Genomic DNA, 17083 nt, shown 5'->3' on the forward strand with positions numbered 1-17083 from the left:
CCGAGGACCCATGCCAAACCGTTGGGGTGGTATGGGCGGTGAAGGTTGGTTGCGCGGGGCGCGCCGGGTGGTTTGTCACTGGCGGAGTGGACGGCGCGGGTGGCGCGGCATGGGTCCTCGGGTCGGAGCCCGAGGATGACGACCTTGATGAATGATATCGGCTTATCGCCAGCGGGCGAATGCCCGCGCTTCGGCTGGCCGCTGGTGGCGGTTGCCGCGATCGCTTATCCCTGCGGCGTTGTTCCGCTGGCGGCGTCGTTGGAGCGGGACCAGTCCTCGATGATGGCGTCGAGGATGGAGGGCATTTCCTCCGGCGGCTCGATGCCCTCGTTTTCGCGCAGCTTGTTGAGATCGAGGGAGCCGCGATAGGCGATGGGCGGGCCGCCCGGCGAGACGGCGGCGCGTTTCTCGTTCCAGGCGAAGTCGTCGGCGCGGCCGGCGATGTTGCCGGTGCTGTTGCCGTTGAGGACGAGGCGGTCGCGCGGCGAGGGCTCCAGCGAAAAGCCCTGGACGGCGCCGGCGCCCAGCAGCCGGTCGGCGCCGTCGAGGGAGGGATCGTCGAGGGCGACGGGCGCGGCGTTGACGGCATTGGCGGCGTTGCTGATCGGCGGCAGCTGCATGTTGGGCAGCTGTTCCTCGCTGAGCGAGAAGGCGGTGTCGGGCGCCGCCGGGTTGCGCAGGCGCTTGGTGATCGCGCGCTCGGCGAAGAAGGCCAGCTTGTCGGCGCCGTCGCCGGTCATGGTGATGCCGTCGGAGCCGCGCAGCTGCACCTTCTGGCCGCTGACGCCGGGGCCGGAATAGACGAAGCCGCCATTGGCGTCGACGAAGCCGTCCCAGACATCGACGAACTCGCCGGAGACGCTGGCCACGCCCTTGCTGTAGAGATCGTTGAGGAAGATCATGTCCTCGCTCATGCGATCGAACTTGAAGGACGGCACGCCGACCCAGACGAGGGGGACGCCCTTGTCCTTGACGGTGCCGGCAATGGCGGCGATCCGCTTCTGGTACTCGGCGACCCAGGCGTCGGAACGCAGCGACGCGCTGCCGCTGCCGGTGTCGATCTGCTGGCGGTCGTTGGAGCCGATCATCACGACGACGACGGCCGGCTTCTCCTCCTCCATGATCGGACCGAGACTGGTCCGCCAGTTGTAGTAATCCTCGCGCACGAGGCCCGAGGAGCCATTGGCGCGGGCCGTCACCTTGACGTCGGCATTGTCGGCATAGACGTCGGACAGGCCCTTGGCGAGGCTGTCGGCCATGAAGTCGCCGACGACGAGGACGGTCTGGGCGGTGTCGTTCTTGTCGGGCGCGGCGGCGGCGGCGGCGGCGGGCGCACGCGACGGGCTCGTGCGCTTGGAGGACGAGGAGGAGCGCGAGCGGCGGGTGCGCTGCTTGCGCGGGGCGGCGCGCTTGCGGATGACGCGGCGCTGCGGCTCGACGGCGCGGGTCTGGTTGCCGAACAGCATTTCCAGGACGGTGCGCGGCCGCTGCTGGGCGTAGGCCGCCGATTGCGGCACCACCGCCGTGACGAAAACGGCAATGGCCGCCAGAGCGGCGACCATCATCCTGGCGAGCCAGCCCCTTGCGGGGCTGCTGCCGTGTCGAGCTCCCGTCATCGGGGTCTCCGTTCTCTCGTTTGCGCCGCGGCCCGTCAGTTGCGCCGCAGGAAGTCGAGCAGCGCCTTGGAGGCGTTGCCATCCTGGGCGAGACCGGCCCGACCCTGCAACGCCATGATCGCCGATTTCGATCCGTCGCCGATCTTACCATCGATCTTGCCGTCATACAGCCCGCGCGAGGCGAGGTGCTTCTGCAGCTCGTAACGCTCGTTGGTGGAGAGCGGCGTGTAGCCGCGCGGCCAGTCGCGATACAGGCCGTGATAGCCGGCGATCTGGTCGGCCAGAAGCCCGACGGCGAGGGCGTATTTGTCGGAATTGTTGTAGTTCTTGAGGACGAAGAAGTTCTTGGCCATCAGGAAGGCCGGGCCGCTGTCGCCGGCCAGCCGGACCAGATTGGCGCGGTCGGACGGATAGGCGAAACCGCTGCCATTGGGCCGCGAGAAGCCGAGGCCCTGCCACTGCGACAGGCTGCGATTGTCGCGCTCCAGCTTGCCGCGATACTGGCTCGGCACCTCGACCTCGTAGCCCCAGGTCTTGCCGGTCTGCCAGCCGTTCTTGCGCAGCAGGTTGGCGGCGGTGGCCAGCGCGTCCGGGATCGAGCCCCAGATGTTGGGATGGCCGTCGCCGTCGATGTCCGCCGCATAGGCGAGGTAGCTGGTCGGGATGAACTGGGTGTGGCCCATGGCGCCGGCCCAGGAGCTGGTGAGGTCGCCCGGCGCGATATGGCCGGCCTGGACGATCTTCAGCGCCGCGATGAGCTGCTGGCGGGCGAACTTGGCCCGGCGCTTGTCGAGATAGGCGAGGGTGGCCAGCGAGCGCGGCAGGTTCTTCATGACGTCGTCGCGGGCCAGGATGGCGCCGTAATTGGTCTCCATCGACCAGATCGCCAGAAGGATGTTGCGATCGACGCCGAAGCGCTTCTCGATCCGGTCGAGCCAGTCCTTGTATTTGGCCGCCATCTGGCGCCCCTTGGCGACCTGCTCGTCATTGACGCGGTTGTCGAGATAGTCCCAGACGGTGGAGCGGAATTCGGGCTGGTAGCGGGCCTTCTCGATGACGTCGGGATCGGGGGAGGTGACGCCCTTGAAGGCGGCCCGGTAGACATTGCGGCTGACGCCGTTGGAAGCGGCGACGGACTCGAAATCGGCGATCCAGCGCTGGAAACCGGCATCGGCCGAGGCCGGCGCTGCCGCAAGGAACGACAGCAACAGGACCATGATGACCGAGCCCAGCCAGCTCTGCCGGATTGCGGACGCTCGTTGCATATGTCTTCTCCTCAGATAGGGTCGCTGTGCGAAGCGGCAGACTAGAAGCATCTCGTTAAGCGATCGTTCACCAAGACGGCGCATGGGCAGCCGATCTCGATACGCCGGGCCGGGCGATCTGGCCGAACCGACTTATGCCGCTATTTCGGGGCGAAATGGCGGCAATGTGCCGACTGTCACAGGACGGTGAGCACGCGCGTGATAGCGTCAGAAATCCAGTTTGATGAGGACGGTGCAAGGATGAAGAAAGTCAGAAAAGCGGTGTTTCCGGTGGCCGGTCTGGGCACGCGGTTCCTGCCGGCGACGAAGGCGATCCCCAAGGAGATGCTGACGGTCGTCGACCGGCCGGTGATCCAGTATGTGGTCGACGAGGCGCGGGAAGCCGGCATCGAGCATCTGATCTTCGTCACGGGACGCAACAAGGGCGTCATCGAGGACTATTTCGACATCCAGGTCGAGCTGTCGAACACGCTGGCGGAGCGCGGCAAGACGGCCGAACTCGACCTTCTGGACCGGCTGCAGCCCACTCCCGGCACGGCCAGCTTCACCCGCCAGCAGGCGCCGCTCGGTCTTGGCCACGCTGTGTGGTGCGCGCGCGACCTCGTGGGAGACGAGCCCTTTGCGCTGCTCCTGCCGGACATGATCATGCAGGCCGAGAAGGGGTGCCTTGCCGAGATGGTGCGGCTTTACGAGGAGACCGGCGGCAACATCGTGTCCGTCGAGCAGTGCGACCCGCAGGAGACCGACAAATACGGCATCGTCGGGCGCGGCGAGGAGGTGGGCTCGGGCTTCCGCCTCGACGGCATGGTCGAGAAGCCGAAGCCGGCCGAGGCGCCGTCGAACTACTACATCTCCGGCCGCTACATCCTGCAGCCGCAGATCTTCGACATCCTGGAGACCCAGGAGAAGGGCGCCGGCAACGAGATCCAGCTGACCGACGGCATGCTGAAGCTCGCCGACCAGCAGGATTTCTACGCCTATCCGTTCCACGGTCGCACCTTCGATTGCGGCTCGAAGGAAGGCTTCATCGAGGCCAACGTCGCCTTCGCCCTGTGGCGCCCGGACATCCGCGACAAGGTGATCGGCAACATGGAGCGGCTGATGGACACGGTGAAGCCGAAGGACGCGGCGAAGGCCGCCGAATAGCGGCTTAGCAAAGACGGTAGAAAGCGCCGGCGGCGTTGCCCCGAGGGGCGGCCGCCGGCGTTTTTGTGTGGGGGGTGGTGGTGCGTCCAGCGCCTAGCGGCCAAACCGTACGAGCGGCTCGATTTGAAACTTCCACTCCGCTTCAGGAGTGGATCAACCATAAGCTGTTGGTCGCGGGTGCAGTGCACGAACAGCCGACTAGCAAGTTGGCGGTGGCAGCGTATTGTCAGCCGGAGGTGGTGATCCACGTGTCTGAACGTAGATAGCCATCTAGAAACTGAAGCGCAGGTTAGTGGCGCCGCGTGGACTGTAAGTTAAGCTGCGCACACCTCCTCAATGCGCTGCCCATTCTCAAGCTGGTGCTCGATGACGCGTTCACTTACTCCGAACTCGTCCGCGATCGTAGAGGTGTCACGGCCGTCCTCCCACATCGAGCGTACCTCGCGTACTGGCGCCAGAAACTCGGCCGCAAAGGCACGGCCGCATCTTTGCCTATAAGCGTGCTGCAGATCGTTGATCGGCGCAATATCGGGCTCGGGGAAGCAGGCAACATCGCCGGCGCCGCGCGCGAGGCTAAAAAGCTGCTCCGTCGCAGCGAAACCGCTTTCGCGCCGACGCAGATGCAACATGACGCCTAGATCATTGTTTTCACGGAGTACGCGTATGCCATCGACGGACGCCTTCGCTCGAAAGTTCGCATTTCCAAGGCGTGCTGCCAACTGCTTAACGCTCTTCGTACGGTCTTGGTCTCCGAGACTGAGTGCCTTGCGAAATGCGCGGGCGCGCCTGTAGCCATGTGCCCATGCCTCCTCACCTTCGATTGCAGGCGTGTTCCCTGCTGCTTGCCTTGCGATCGCCGGGAGATCGTTAAGCCGTGCAGTATAGCCTGGCATGCTCCGCACAGCTTCAATCCATGCGAATAGACGCTGTTTGTTCTTACCACGGGCACCCGCTAGGAATTCGGTCAACGGCTCACCTTTGAAAATGACTGCAGACCGTTCAATCGTTTCCGCAATATCATTTTCAACCGCATAGGGATCCTGTCCTAAAGCGGCGGCTGCCTCGCAGAAGGCGCGTTCTTCAGGGTCCGCGAGCGAAGCTTGAATGCGGATCCAGCGCAGAGCAGCAGTTGTGCCGACCACGCTGCTCTCTGTCAGACGAGAGAGGACAGTATCAATGAACTCGGACAGGACCGCTTCTGCTTGTGCTCGGCTCAGGACTTCGTGCTGTCCGGCCCAAAACTGGACCGGCGGATTGTGGTAGACGGTTTGCTCAGCGCGGACTTCAAAAGTGCTACCATCGAAACGCATGCGAACATCGGGTACTGCATAGCCGCTTCGATAATGCTTGAGGCTGATTTCGTCCTCCCGACTTCCGAACAAGCGCCACCAATCGAGCGTAAGCCCCTGAACTAAGGAATAGACCGGCATCTCGATCGCGCCACCCGATACGCCGTCCATCATATGCAGGGTCGCATTGCTGTTGCCGATGGAAATCTTGAGTTCTGCCGCCGTGGCTCTCTCTTCGAGCGCACGGTTGGGTGCATTTTCAAGCCAATCAACCGAAAACTGCAACCCGTTCCTCCTCGTCAATGGGCCATCCCTTGTACTCGCCAAGACCGCTGGTCACAAGGAATCCAAACCACACTTGGCCGGTGGTTTCATCACGGTACCATAAATGTTTAGGGAAATCTTTATCGCCCTCATAAAACCGGTATTGTTGCTGTCGTAGAGCGTGCCGAACCCATTCGGTAGCCTGATCGCGCTCGTTCTCGTTGACGAGCGGACAGATTGTCGTAAGCGGCTTTCCCGGTCGCTTCGCCTTCTTATCTGGACCAAGGTAAGCTTTAGGCAGACCACCCCACCAGCGTTTCACCTTGTGTTCGGGCGACCCACCATAGAAGGCTGATCGCACCTGCTCATCAGACAGAGGTGCCGGAGGTGCAATCTGGCTGGGGCGCTTAACCATGGAGCGGACCTTTAGCAGCCAAACCCCGTTGAGTCATCGGCGATGTCACTAGCGTACGGCTTGAAAGAATGTGCTCCACTTAGCAGTTCTCAACAACCTCGAGTGGGAGTTCGCCGCTGGAAGGTTTGTACTGGCCGGAGCGCATCTGGAATGTCGGGGTAGCCCCTTTCCTTGAACTCTGTTCCCGATTGCGTTTCTCGAAATCGCGCAGCGGCGATGGAGAAACGGGACGGTTCCTCGCATATACCCTTACCCCCTACCGCTGCAGTTTCATGCCGATGCGGAGGGTGTCGGAGCCGTAATCGCCGGTGCCGTCGTCCGTGTAGAGCTGGCGGTGGGTGTAGAGGCCGGTGACGGCGAAGCCGCGGTGCAGCCAGTAGGTGAAGCCGGCCTCGCCGGTCAGCAGCGTCTCGTCGTCGCCGGGGATGGTGGAATTGCTGAATTCCGCCAGCGCCGTCGCGGTCAGTTCGGTGCGCGTGTCGAGGGCATGGCGCAGGCCCAGCGAGCCCTCATAGGCGACGATGGTGGAGCGGCCGGAGGTCTCGGGCTCGAAGCGGGTCCGCAGGGCGGTGGTCACCTCGGTGCCGCGCTGCGGCGACCAGACGAGGCTGGCGTCCAGCGTCGGTGCGCTGGTCGCCTCGCCGCGATCGTCGTCGGGACGGTTCCAGGCATAGCCCAAGGCGATTTCGCCGCGCAGCTTCTCGGTGACATCGAGGGCGACGCCGCCGCGCAATGCCGGCAGGAGGGCGTCGCGGTCGAAGGCGCCGCCGGCTTCCTCGCCGGGCGCATCGAAGAGCCGGCGGCCGAGGCTCGCCTCGACGAAGGGCGTGACGGCGGGCGAGATCTCGTAGCCGGTGCGCAAGGTCGCGGTGAGGGTGGTGTAGTCCTGGTCGATGGCGCCGGCCGGCAGGTCGGCATAGGCGGTGCGCGCGAGCGTGCCCGTGCCGCTGACGACGAGGCGGCCGAAGCGGCGTTCGAGCTGACCGGAGAGCGAACCCTGCAGGCGGTCGGCCTGGTCGGTGCCGACGAAGCTGTCGGAGATGTCGACGGTGTCCTCGCGGGCATAGTCGATGGCGCCGCGCAGCGTGGCGGTGGTCATGCGGTCGAGATCGAGGCGCAGACGACCGTCGAGGGCGGCGCGGGGATCTTCCGGCGTGTCGCCGGCGAAGTTGCGGCGATAGGTGAGGCTGCCGTTCAGCTCGGCTTCGTGGCGGGACCAGTCGGACAGGAGCCGGGCCGAGATCGTCGTTTCCGAGAAGATGCCGCTCTCGCCATCGACCGCGTCGTCGATATTGGTCGAGGCGCCGAGGGTCTGGATCAGCTCGGGATAGAGCATGAAGCGGCCGGCGCGCACGCCGAGCGGGGCGAAGGGATCGGCGTCGCTGGTGGCGACCGGCGCGCGCCCGGGGGGGATGACGGTCCGGCTGGTGCGCAGCGGGCTGTCGACGGCAGGCGCCTCGTCGGCGATGCCGGCAGCCAGTGGCGGATTGCGGGGCGCGACGGCGCGGACCGCACCCGCCGGTCCGCCGGCGCGGGGCCGGGCCGAGAAGGCCGGTGCGTCGCGCGGGTCTTCGGCGAGGGTCTCGTCCGCGACATCAGCCGTCTCGGGCTCGGGATCGAAGCTCCGGACGGGCGCTGCCGGGCGGCTGGTGGCGGCGCGGCCTTGCGGCGCGGCGGCAGGGCCGCTGAAGAGATCGAACTCCTGTGATGACGCGCCGTCGGTCTCGGTGGCGTCGCGCGGATCGGGCGGCAGGGTGCCGGCATCGGTCCCGGCCGGATCGCGGCGATCGTCGCCCGGCGTGCCGCCGGATTGCTCCAGCCGATCGATGAGGGCCGGGTCGATGCGGGTGCCGCGGGTCAGCGGCGCGGCCCTGAGATCATAGGGGTCGTAGGCTTGCGGCGCGGCCGGGCGGGCGTCGTCGGTGCGCAGCTGCGGGAACAGCGGTTGCTGCGCCGACTGGGCGAAAGCGGGACGGGCGTTGGGCAGACCCGGCAAGCCGACGCCGATGCCGGCCGCGCCCAGAAGGGCGGTTGCGGCGATCATGCGTGCGGATCGACGGGGGATGGACGGCATCTCGGCTTGCCTGCGCTCTCATTGCCCGCGCCTTCTCCGCGCCGGTTGCGAAAGCGTAAATTTTCATGGTTAAGGATTCGTTGATATTTTCCGCGGGGCCCCGCAACACCGGGGTTTGCGCGTCACATGCCTTGTTTTGGCCGGACCGAACTGGTCATTGGTCGCCACATCTTGCAACAAAACAGTGATTCCCCGCGTCGTGATCGCCCAAACCATGCCCCAGCCCACCGCCCCGAAACCCGGTTCGCAGTCGGCGGTTCGCACCGTCACCACCGAGGCGGACGGCCTGCGCGCGCTGGCGGCGCTGCTCGAGGCCGAGATGGCCGAGCCGTTCGAGCGGGTGCTGGACCTGATCGCGGGCATCACCGGCCGGCTGATCATCACCGGCGTCGGCAAGAGCGGCCATATCGGCGCGAAGATCGCGGCGACCTTCGCCTCGACCGGCACGCCGGCCTTCTTCGTGCATCCGTCGGAAGCCAATCACGGCGATCTCGGCATGATCGGCCGCGACGACGCGGTGCTGGCCATGTCGTGGTCCGGCGAGACGACGGAGCTGAAGGGCATCGTCGCCTATACGCGGCGCTTCAAGCTGCCGCTGATCGCCATGACCTCGCGGCCGGGCTCGACGCTGGCGCGCGAGGCAGATGTGGCGCTGCTGTTGCCGCGGGTGGCGGAAGCCTGTCCGCACGGTCTGGCACCGACCTCCTCGACGACGCTGCAGGCGGCGCTCGGCGACGCGCTGGCGGTGGCGCTTCTGGAGCGGCGCGGCTTCACGCCGGGCGACTTCCACGTCTTCCATCCCGGCGGGCAGCTGGGCGCGAGCCTCGTCCATGTCGGCGACCTGATGCATGTCGGCGAGGCGCTGCCGCTGGTGGCCTCCGGCACGACCATGGCCGAGGCGATCATCGTGATGTCCCGCAAGAGCTTCGGCTGTGCGGCGGTGGTCGATGCGGGCGGCTGCCTGATCGGCATCGTCACCGACGGCGATCTGCGCCGTCACCTTGGCCCGGACCTCCTGGCCGAGACGGTGGACACGGTGATGACCGCCAACCCCAAGACGATCACGCCGGAGACCCTGGCCGCCAAGGCGCTGGAGATCGTCAATTCGTCCAACATCACGGCGCTGATGGTGGTGCGCGACCGGCGTCCGGTCGGCATCGTCCACATGCACGACCTTTTGCGGATCGGCGTCGCCTGACGCTCCTGCCCGCCTTCAGGGCGCGGCTTCGACCACCAGTACCGAACCGTCCGCGCCGGTGATCCGGACATGGGCGCCGGCCGGCATGTCCGGCCCGGTGACGCTCCACCAGCTGTCCTCGATCGCGATCCGGCCACGGCCGTCGACGATCGGTTCGGTCAGGACGGCCTGACGGCCGACCAGCCGGGCCGTGCGCCTGTTCAGCCGTTCGCCATCGCCGGCGACGCTCTTGTTGCCGTACCAGCGACGGCCGAGCAGCGCCGCGGCGACGGACAGGATGACGAAGGCGATGATCTGCTGTTCCCAGCCGAACCAGCCGGTTCCGAGGAAGAAGACGTTCATCCCGACGATCAGCGCGGCGATGCCGAAGAACAGCAGGTAGACGCCGGGTGCGGCGACCTCGAGGGCGAGCAGCACCAGGCCGAGGATCCACCAGCCGTAATCGATCAGAACCTCAGGCATGTCGGTCAGCCCTCACTGCCGCCATAGGGGGCGGTGGGAACCCGCGTGCGCGACTTGCCGGCGGTGGGGCCGGCCTGGGGCCGCGCCCCGGCCGTGGCGTCGTCGCCGAAAGTCGCCCGGGCAAGCTCGCCGATGCCGGCGATGGAGCCGATCAGCGACGAGGCCTCCAGCGGCATCAGGACGACGCGCTGGTTGGGCGCGGAGGCCAGCTTGCCCAGCGCCTCGGTGTATTTCTGGGCGACGAAGTAGTTGATCGCCTGGACGTCGCCGGCGGCGATGGCGTCGGAGACCAGCCGGGTGGCGGTGGCCTCGGCCTCGGCCAGGCGCTCGCGGCCCTCGGCCTCGCGATAGGCGGCGTCGCGGCGGCCCTCGGCCTGCAGGATCTGCGACTGCTTCTCGCCCTCGGCGCGCAGGATCGCGGCGTTGCGCGAGCCCTCGGCCTCGAGGATCTCGGCCCGCTTCTCGCGCTCGGCCATCATCTGCCGGGCCATGGAATCGACGAGGTTCTTGGGCGGGTTGATGTCCTTGATCTCGATGCGGGTGATCTTGATGCCCCAGCTGTTGGCGGCCTGATCGACGACCCGCAGGATCTTCTCGGAGATCGCGTCGCGGTTGGACAGGAGATCGTCGAGATCCATCGAGCCCATGACCGAACGCAGATTGGTCATCACCAGGTTGAGAATGGCATTCTCCAGCCCGGACACCTCGTAGGCGGCCGCGGCGGCGTCCAGCACCTGGTAGAAGGCGACGCCGTCGGCGGCGACCGAGGCGTTGTCGCGGGTGATGACCTCCTGGGTCGGCACGTCCAGCACCTGCTCCATCATGTTGAGCTTGCGGCCGACGCGCTCGATGAAGGGCACGATGATGTTGAGGCCGGGGGTGAGCGTGCGGGTGTAGCGGCCGAAATTCTCGACCGTGTAATTGTAGCCCTGCGGGACAATCTTGATCGTCGACAGGAGGACGAGCACCGCGACGAACAGCACGACGAGGACAAGGATGCCCGTTCCCGACAGGAAATCGCCTGCGAACATGAAAAACCTCCGCTGCCGTGACCGTCCCGCATCCTGCTGGGCCGCATCCGGCAATGGCCGCATATCAGGGGAGACGGAAGCGGAACGCAAGGCGCATCTGGGATGTCAGTTTTGCTTAGTATAGACGGCCGCGACCGACACGTCATACGTGTCACCTGATGGTCTTCGCGTGGCGGTTTTGCCGAAATCTGTGCAAAGCCTGCCGACGTTCGCCAACTGTTCCATAAAAATACACATAATGCCGGAACGGGAGGGAACCGATCCGGGGATCTGCGCTTCCTTTCCCGGTTGACGAAAGGGAATGGCATGGCGCGACTGGCACGACCCCGGGTTCTCATCGTCGAAGACGAGCTTCTGATCGCCATCGATCTGAGGGTCATGCTCGAGGACAATGGCTACGAGGTCGTCGGCATTGCCAAGGACTTCTTCCAGGTCATGGACGAGATCGCGGCCGGCACGGTGGATGTCGCCGTGGTGGATGTCCGCCTGCGGCGCGGACCGAACGGCGTGGCGGTGGCGAAATGGCTGCGCGAGGAGCACGACATTCCCTCGCTGTTCGTCAGCGCCGGCATCGGCGACGCGATGGTGACCGAGGCGCTGGCGGCCAGGCCGATCGGCTTCGTCGACAAGCCCTATGCCGAGACCTGGCTGATCGGGCCGCTGAACGCGGCGACCCAGATGCAGAGCGAAGGCCTCAACATCTAGGCCGGCTGCGGCGCCCCGTGAGGGGCCGCATTCCTCTTCAAAAACATTGCTGGAGACCGCGCCCGATGCGCGACCCCGCTCGCTTGCCGAACGGGGCCGTTTGCGCGTGGGGAGCTAGTCGATCCAGCCGCGCAGTTCGCGCCGGACCATCGCCTCGATGACGTCCATGCCCGGCTCGCTGTCGTTGAGGCAGGGGATATGCGCAAAGTTCCGGCCGCCGGCCTCGTGGAAGATCTCGCCCGCCTCGCCGGCGATCTCCTCCAGCGTCTCCAGGCAATCCGACACGAAGCCGGGGTTGAGGACGGCGATGTCCTTGATGCCTTCCTGCGCCAGCTTCTCGACGGTCTTGTCGGTATAGGGCTGCAGCCATTCCTCCGGGCCGAAGCGCGACTGGAAGGTGGTCATCAGCCGGCCCTTGGGCCAGCCGAGCCGCTCTTCCAGAAGCCGCGAGGTCTTCTGGCAATGGCAGTGATAGGGGTCGCCCTTGCGGAAATAGCTCTGCGGAATGCCGTGATAGGAGCAGATCACCCGCTCCGGCTCGAAATCGAGCGTCGCCAGATGCGTCTCGATCGAACGGGCGAGGGCGTCGATATAGACCGGCTCGTCGTGATAGGCGGGCACGGTGCGCACGGCCGGCATCCAGCGCTTGCCCATCATGTGCTCGAAGAACTTGTCGTTGACCGTGGCGGTCGTCGAGGCGGCGTATTGCGGATAGAGCGGGTAGACGAGGATGCGCTCGCAGCCCTGTTCCATCAGCGCGTCGGTGCGCTCGGCGATGGAGGGCTTGCCGTAGCGCATGGCCCAGTCGACGACGACGCCGGCATCGCCGGCCATGCGGGCGGCGAGCTTTTCGCCCTGGGCCCGGGTGAAGGTGCGCAAGGGGGACTCGTTGCGCTCCTTGTTCCAGATCTCGGCATAGGCCGCGCCGGACTTCTTGGGGCGGGTGTTGAGGACGATGCCGTAGAGAATCGGGTACCAGGCGGCGCGGGGCCATTCGATGACGCGCTTGTCGGAGAGGAACTCCTTCAGATAGCGGCGCATCGGCTTGAAGTCGGTGCCGTCGGGGGTGCCGAGATTGACCAGAAGAACGCCGACCTTGGGCTGCTTCACCGGCGGATGGCCCTCGGGGAGGGGGCCGATCGAGCGTTCGGCGATGGTCTTGGTCAGGGCATTCATCGGCAGGTCCTTGCGTCGTGTGGCGGGCGGTCGCTCGTGTCCACGGCAGAACACGCCGGGCGGCGCTGGGCGCCCGGACCGACCTCGTGCAAGGCCATATAGGGAGGATTGCCGGCGGCTGGAACCGCCGGCGATGCGATCAGGGTGCGACCGATTTTCAGGCGCGGGCGAGACGGAAGGTCGAACCGTCCGAGGAGGTGCAGACCATCGTGCCGCCGCCATGGTTGCAGTTGGCCGCGATCTGGACGCCGCGGGCGACCGAGGTGAAGTTGAGCTGGATGCGCGAGGCGCCGCTCGAGGTGTAGTTGCCCTCGGCCAGGAGACCGTTGGTGTCGCGCTCGGCCGAGGTGAAGCGGCCGTTCTGGAACACGGCGGTGTAGGCGATCGGGCCACCGGTCGAGGCCCAGCGGCCCTCGACGCCCTGGTAGGCGGCGGCCTGCGGCAGCGGCCGCGACATCTGGGCCCGCTCGCTCTGGCAGGCGCCCAGGGCAAACGCGGCGAGGCTGAGGGTGACGGCGATACGGCGCATGATACGACCTCGATACTGATGCGGCACTCCGGCGACCGCCGATCCGCTAAGGCAACAATGTTCGCGTGGAGACGGCACCGCGCCGCCGCAACGCTTTGAGACGCGTGCCACGCTATCCCAATTTGAAACGGCTGTCATGACGGCAAGCACCCGCATGGGAGCGGTTCAGTCGACCTTCTCGGCCTTGCGCAGGGGAATGACCGAATGGATCGAGCCGATGGTCTCGATGGAGCGGATCCGCGCGTCGGAGGTGAAGGCGAACCAGTACATGGTGGTCCCGGTGATCAGCGTGCCGGTCTTCTCGTCGCGGCGCGTCCAGTCGCAACGGCTGGCGGCGTTGTCGTCCTCGCAGACGATGCCGCGCAATTCGTAGGAGATGTAGGTGGTGCGCTTCAGCATCTCGTCGAAGAAGGCGCGCGCCTCCTCCTCGCCCTGCAGCCGGAACTCGCCCTCCATGCGGCCGAACCACGGCGCGTCCGACATGGCGGCATTGCTGCGCTGGGACACCATGGCGCCGGGTACGAAGTGACGGGCGATGGAGCCCGCGGCTCCCGCCATTACCGCTTCCATCACTTCCTCGACGATCTTACGCGTGACTGCCGTGTCGACCATGAACTGCTCCGAGCGGAGAACGGCCCGGGCCGCTCTTCCGATTTTCGTCGGGTGACGCAACAAACTCCCACCCGGACGGTCAAACCTTGGATATTCAAGCGGAAAAGCAAGTACCGGGCGTCTCGTTCTGCGGCATCCGCGTGGTGAAGTTTGCTCAAGCGACACGATCGCAACGCCGATTTTGCGGCGAGGCTGCGAAAAAGCGGTGGAAATCGCCGGTTTCCCGACATTTCGCCGGTCGCGTCCGAGAAGTTTCCCTATGGGAAAATAATTGGGGATAAGGCAGGCGGAAGAACGGCTTGCCGGCGGCTGACGCGTTGTTGCGGCCCTGGGTGGCGTGAAACGCGCCGCCGGGCGGGCGATTCGCCTGTCACCCCGCGCTTCGACAGTCGGCGCGCAAAGAAAAACCGCCGGCAGATGACTGCCGGCGGCTGGAGATGATCAGGCGGGGTGGCGGAGGTCAGCGCACCAGGATGTTGCGGAACTGCCAGGGGTCCTTCTCGTCGAGGTCCTCGGGGAAGAGGCCCGGACGATCGGTCAGCGGGGTCCAGTCGGTGTAGTAGCCCTTGACCGGGCCGAGATAGGGCGACTGCACTTCCAGGCAGCGCTTGTAGTCCATCTCGTCGGACTCCACGATGCCGGCTTCCGGGTTCTCCAGCGCCCAGACCATGCCGGCCATGACCGCCGAGGTCACCTGCAGGCCGGTGGCGTTCTGGTAGGGCGCCAGCTTGCGGGTCTCTTCCAGCGAGAGCTGCGAGCCGTACCAGTAGGCATTGGCGTCGTGGCCGTAGAGCAGCACGCCGAGCTCGTCGACGCCGTCGACCAGCTCGTTCTCGTCGAGGACGTGGTGGACCGGCTGGAACTTGCCGGCAGCGCCGAACACCTCGTGCAGCGACAGCACCGCGTCGTTGCAGGGATGGTAGGCGTAGTGACAGGTCGGCCGGTAGGTGACCTCGTCATCCTTGTTGCGGTGGGTGAAGAAGTCGGCAATCGAGATCGACTCGTTGTGGGTGACGAGGAAGCCGTACTGGGCCCCCGGCGTCGGGCACCAGGTGCGCACCCGGGTGTTGCCGCCCGGCTGCTCGAGATAGATCGCCGCCTGGTTGCCCTTCTTGTGGGTGCGGGCGTTCTTCGGCATCCACTTCTCGTGGGTGCCCCAGCCCAGCTCCGACGGCTGCACGCCTTCCGACAGGAAGCCTTCCACCGACCAGGTGTTCCAGAAGACGTTCATCGGCTTCGGGTTCTTGGTGCGCTGGGTGTCGCGCTCGGCGATGTGGATACCCTTGACGCCGGCCTTCTTCATCAGCTTGGCCCAGCCCTCGCGGTCGTCGAAGGTGGGTTCGGTGAATTCCAGGCCGACCTTGGTGGCGACGTCGACGAGGGCCTGCTTGACGAACCAAGAGACCATGCCCGGATTGGCGCCACAGCAGGAGACGGCGGTGGTGCCGCCGGGGTTCTTGCGCTTCTCCTTGCGGACGGTCTCGCGCAGCGCGTAATTCGTGCGGTCGGCGTTCGACAGGCTCTCGTCGAAATAGAAGCCGAGCCACGGCTCGACGACGGTGTCGATGTAGAGGACGCCGAGCTTGCGGCACAGCTTGATGAGATCGAGCGAACCGGTGTCGACCGACAGGTTGACGCAGAAGCCCTGGCCTTCACCCTCGGTGAGCAGCGGCGTCAGCAGTTCCTCGTAGTTCTTGCGGGTCACCGCCTCGTTGACGAAGCGGATGCCGCGCTCGTCGAGCATCTGCTTGTCGGCATCGTTGGGGTCGATGACCGTGAAGCGGCTCTTGTCGTAGTCGAAATGGCGTTCGATCAGCGGCAGGGTGCCCTTGCCGATCGAGCCGAAACCGATCATCACCACCGGACCGGTGATCTTGGCGTGGATCGGATGGTTCTCTTTGGCCATTTGCGAAATTCCTTCGGTTCAACTCGGAGCCGGTCATCGTCACGGAGTGTTCGGGCAAGCCGCTAGAACGTTTCCGTGACAATTGAAAGTGCGCAGCGTACCGCGGAAGCGGGCGCCGGCGGGCAAGCCGGACCTATCGGGGACGGGCTTGTCGGTTTCATGGCGCAGCCGATACGACATTCTTGCGGAGGCAGGACAGCCCCATGCAGCTTCCCCCGACCCTGCGCGCGGCGCTGGCGGACCGCCTGGACGCGGAATCCTTCGACGATCTGCGCCTTGCCGGTTTGCGGCTGAGCCAGCGCTACCGGGCCGAGACCCGCGACGGGCGCCAGCATCTGGACGGCGAGGCGGCGGTGCTGGCCTATCTGGCGGCGCGCATGCCGGCGACCTTCGCGGCGATCCGGGCGAGCCTCGAGGCGGTGGCCGGGCGGCGGCCGGATTTTGCGCCGGTGTCGCTGCTCGACGTGGGGGCGGGGCCCGGCACGGCGCTGTTTGCCGCCCGCGACGCCTATCCCGGCCTGTCCCGGGCGACGCTGGTGGAGGCGAGCGCGCCGGCCATGGCGGTCGGCGAGGCGCTGACCCGGGACGGTTTCGCGGACGGCGCGGACGCGGGCGAGGCCCTGCATGTCGACTGGGTGCGCGGCGATCTCGCCACGGCGCTGGCGGCGCGCGCGCCGGCCGATCTGGTGACGCTCGGCTATGTGCTCGACGAACTGGCGCCGACGCAACTGGCGCCGCTGATGGCCGCGCTCTGGCGGCTGACGGCGGGGGTGCTGCTCATCGTCGAACCGGGCACGCCGGCGGGCTGGCAGCGCATCCTTGCAGCACGCGACGCGCTTCTGGACGCCGGGGCGCATCTCGTGGCGCCGTGTCCGCATGCGAAGGCCTGTCCGGTGACGGCGCCGGACTGGTGCCATTTCGCCGAGCGGGTGGAGCGCACGCGCACCCACCGGCTGGCCAAGAGCGCCACGGTGCCCTTCGAGGACGAGAAATACGCCTATCTGGCGGTCGCCCGCACGCCGGCCGCACCGCCGGCGGCCCGGGTGCTGGCGCCGGCCCGCAAGGGCAGCGGCAAGGTGACCCTCAAGCTCTGCAACGCCGACGGTTCGCTGCGCGACCGGCTCGTCACCAAGCGCGAGGGCGAGCTGTTCCGCACCGCCCGCCGCCTCGACTGGGGCGACGCGCTGGAGTGAGGGGGGAGGGAGGTTGGCGGCAAGGGCTATCCGCGCTGACGACGAGGTCTGGGACGGGAGGCCGAAGGCGGCTTTGGGTGGTCTGCGGTCAGTCCGGTTTGGGAAGGCAAGATACCGGAGCGGACATAGCCGTCACGCTTGCCTAGGACACATAGCCACCCTTCGGGAACGTGCTTCCCATGATCTAGTGAAGCGGTCGGAG

General features: G+C 66.3%; 15 protein-coding genes. 4 read left to right on the top strand and 11 right to left on the bottom strand.

Annotated elements, in window-relative coordinates:
- Positions 1-224: 224 nt before the first annotated feature.
- Together ACEQX1_RS07830 and ACEQX1_RS07835 are read right to left on the bottom strand one after the other, a co-directional pair.
- Positions 225-1616 carry an SGNH family hydrolase gene (locus ACEQX1_RS07830; RefSeq protein ID WP_370196691.1) on the bottom strand — a complete coding sequence of 464 codons (1392 nt, stop codon included), beginning with the start codon at positions 1614-1616 and terminating at the stop codon, positions 225-227.
- A gap of 35 nt (positions 1617-1651) precedes the next feature.
- Complete coding sequence (locus ACEQX1_RS07835) at positions 1652-2881, bottom strand: lytic murein transglycosylase (protein WP_370196692.1); 1230 nt, start codon at positions 2879-2881, stop codon at positions 1652-1654.
- A 240-nt stretch (positions 2882-3121) separates the two neighbouring features.
- On the opposite strand from ACEQX1_RS07835, the gene galU reads away from it, so the two are divergent.
- The gene (galU, locus tag ACEQX1_RS07840) at positions 3122-4027 is read left to right on the top strand and encodes a UTP--glucose-1-phosphate uridylyltransferase GalU (RefSeq protein ID WP_277027176.1); all 906 of its coding nucleotides are present in this window, start codon (positions 3122-3124) and stop codon (positions 4025-4027) included.
- A 314-nt stretch (positions 4028-4341) separates the two neighbouring features.
- On the opposite strand, the gene ACEQX1_RS07845 is transcribed toward galU, so the two are convergent.
- The 3 genes from ACEQX1_RS07845 to ACEQX1_RS07855 all read right to left on the bottom strand — a co-directional run bounded on the left by ACEQX1_RS07845 (position 4342) and on the right by ACEQX1_RS07855 (position 8039).
- Positions 4342-5601: an ImmA/IrrE family metallo-endopeptidase gene (locus ACEQX1_RS07845; protein WP_370193960.1), complete on the bottom strand. Its 1260-nt coding sequence runs from the start codon at positions 5599-5601 to the stop codon at positions 4342-4344.
- Positions 5585-5995 carry a hypothetical protein gene (locus tag ACEQX1_RS07850; RefSeq protein ID WP_370193958.1) on the bottom strand — a complete coding sequence of 137 codons (411 nt, stop codon included), beginning with the start codon at positions 5993-5995 and terminating at the stop codon, positions 5585-5587. Before ACEQX1_RS07850 ends, ACEQX1_RS07845 begins: the two co-directional genes overlap by 17 nt.
- A 256-nt stretch (positions 5996-6251) precedes the next feature.
- Positions 6252-8039: an outer membrane beta-barrel protein gene (locus tag ACEQX1_RS07855; protein ID WP_370196693.1), complete on the bottom strand. Its 1788-nt coding sequence runs from the start codon at positions 8037-8039 to the stop codon at positions 6252-6254.
- A 244-nt stretch (positions 8040-8283) separates the two neighbouring features.
- On the opposite strand from ACEQX1_RS07855, the gene ACEQX1_RS07860 reads away from it, so the two are divergent.
- Positions 8284-9267 (top strand): SIS domain-containing protein, encoded by a 984-nt coding sequence (locus tag ACEQX1_RS07860; RefSeq protein WP_228240277.1) that lies wholly within the window; start codon positions 8284-8286, stop codon positions 9265-9267.
- A gap of 15 nt (positions 9268-9282) precedes the next feature.
- On the opposite strand, the gene ACEQX1_RS07865 is transcribed toward ACEQX1_RS07860, so the two are convergent.
- Together ACEQX1_RS07865 and ACEQX1_RS07870 are read right to left on the bottom strand one after the other, a co-directional pair.
- Complete coding sequence (locus tag ACEQX1_RS07865) at positions 9283-9729, bottom strand: NfeD family protein (RefSeq protein WP_370193954.1); 447 nt, start codon at positions 9727-9729, stop codon at positions 9283-9285.
- Positions 9730-9734: 5 nt separating this feature from the next.
- Complete coding sequence (locus ACEQX1_RS07870) at positions 9735-10742, bottom strand: SPFH domain-containing protein (protein WP_024348922.1); 1008 nt, start codon at positions 10740-10742, stop codon at positions 9735-9737.
- A 324-nt stretch (positions 10743-11066) separates the two neighbouring features.
- Here ACEQX1_RS07870 and ACEQX1_RS07875 point away from each other — a divergent pair, with 324 nt between their 5' ends.
- Positions 11067-11465 (top strand): response regulator, encoded by a 399-nt coding sequence (locus ACEQX1_RS07875; RefSeq protein WP_228240275.1) that lies wholly within the window; start codon positions 11067-11069, stop codon positions 11463-11465.
- Positions 11466-11579: 114 nt separating this feature from the next.
- On the opposite strand, the gene hemH is transcribed toward ACEQX1_RS07875, so the two are convergent.
- The 4 genes from hemH to ACEQX1_RS07895 all read right to left on the bottom strand — a co-directional run bounded on the left by hemH (position 11580) and on the right by ACEQX1_RS07895 (position 15688).
- On the bottom strand, positions 11580-12641 hold the full coding sequence (hemH, locus tag ACEQX1_RS07880) for a ferrochelatase (RefSeq protein ID WP_024348920.1): 1062 nt from the start codon (positions 12639-12641) through the stop codon (positions 11580-11582).
- Positions 12642-12798: 157 nt separating this feature from the next.
- Positions 12799-13170: a hypothetical protein gene (locus ACEQX1_RS07885; protein WP_024348919.1), complete on the bottom strand. Its 372-nt coding sequence runs from the start codon at positions 13168-13170 to the stop codon at positions 12799-12801.
- Positions 13171-13335: 165 nt separating this feature from the next.
- Positions 13336-13782 (bottom strand): nuclear transport factor 2 family protein, encoded by a 447-nt coding sequence (locus ACEQX1_RS07890; protein ID WP_210310346.1) that lies wholly within the window; start codon positions 13780-13782, stop codon positions 13336-13338.
- A 460-nt stretch (positions 13783-14242) separates the two neighbouring features.
- Complete coding sequence (locus ACEQX1_RS07895) at positions 14243-15688, bottom strand: homospermidine synthase (protein WP_187390239.1); 1446 nt, start codon at positions 15686-15688, stop codon at positions 14243-14245.
- Positions 15689-15891: 203 nt separating this feature from the next.
- On the opposite strand from ACEQX1_RS07895, the gene ACEQX1_RS07900 reads away from it, so the two are divergent.
- Positions 15892-16881, top strand: a complete 990-nt coding sequence (locus tag ACEQX1_RS07900; protein ID WP_370196694.1) for a small ribosomal subunit Rsm22 family protein — start codon at positions 15892-15894, stop codon at positions 16879-16881.
- Positions 16882-17083 lie beyond the last annotated feature (202 nt).

The sequence above is a fragment of the Aurantimonas sp. genome (assembly GCF_964217435.1).
GTDB lineage: Bacteria > Pseudomonadota > Alphaproteobacteria > Rhizobiales > Rhizobiaceae > Aurantimonas > Aurantimonas coralicida.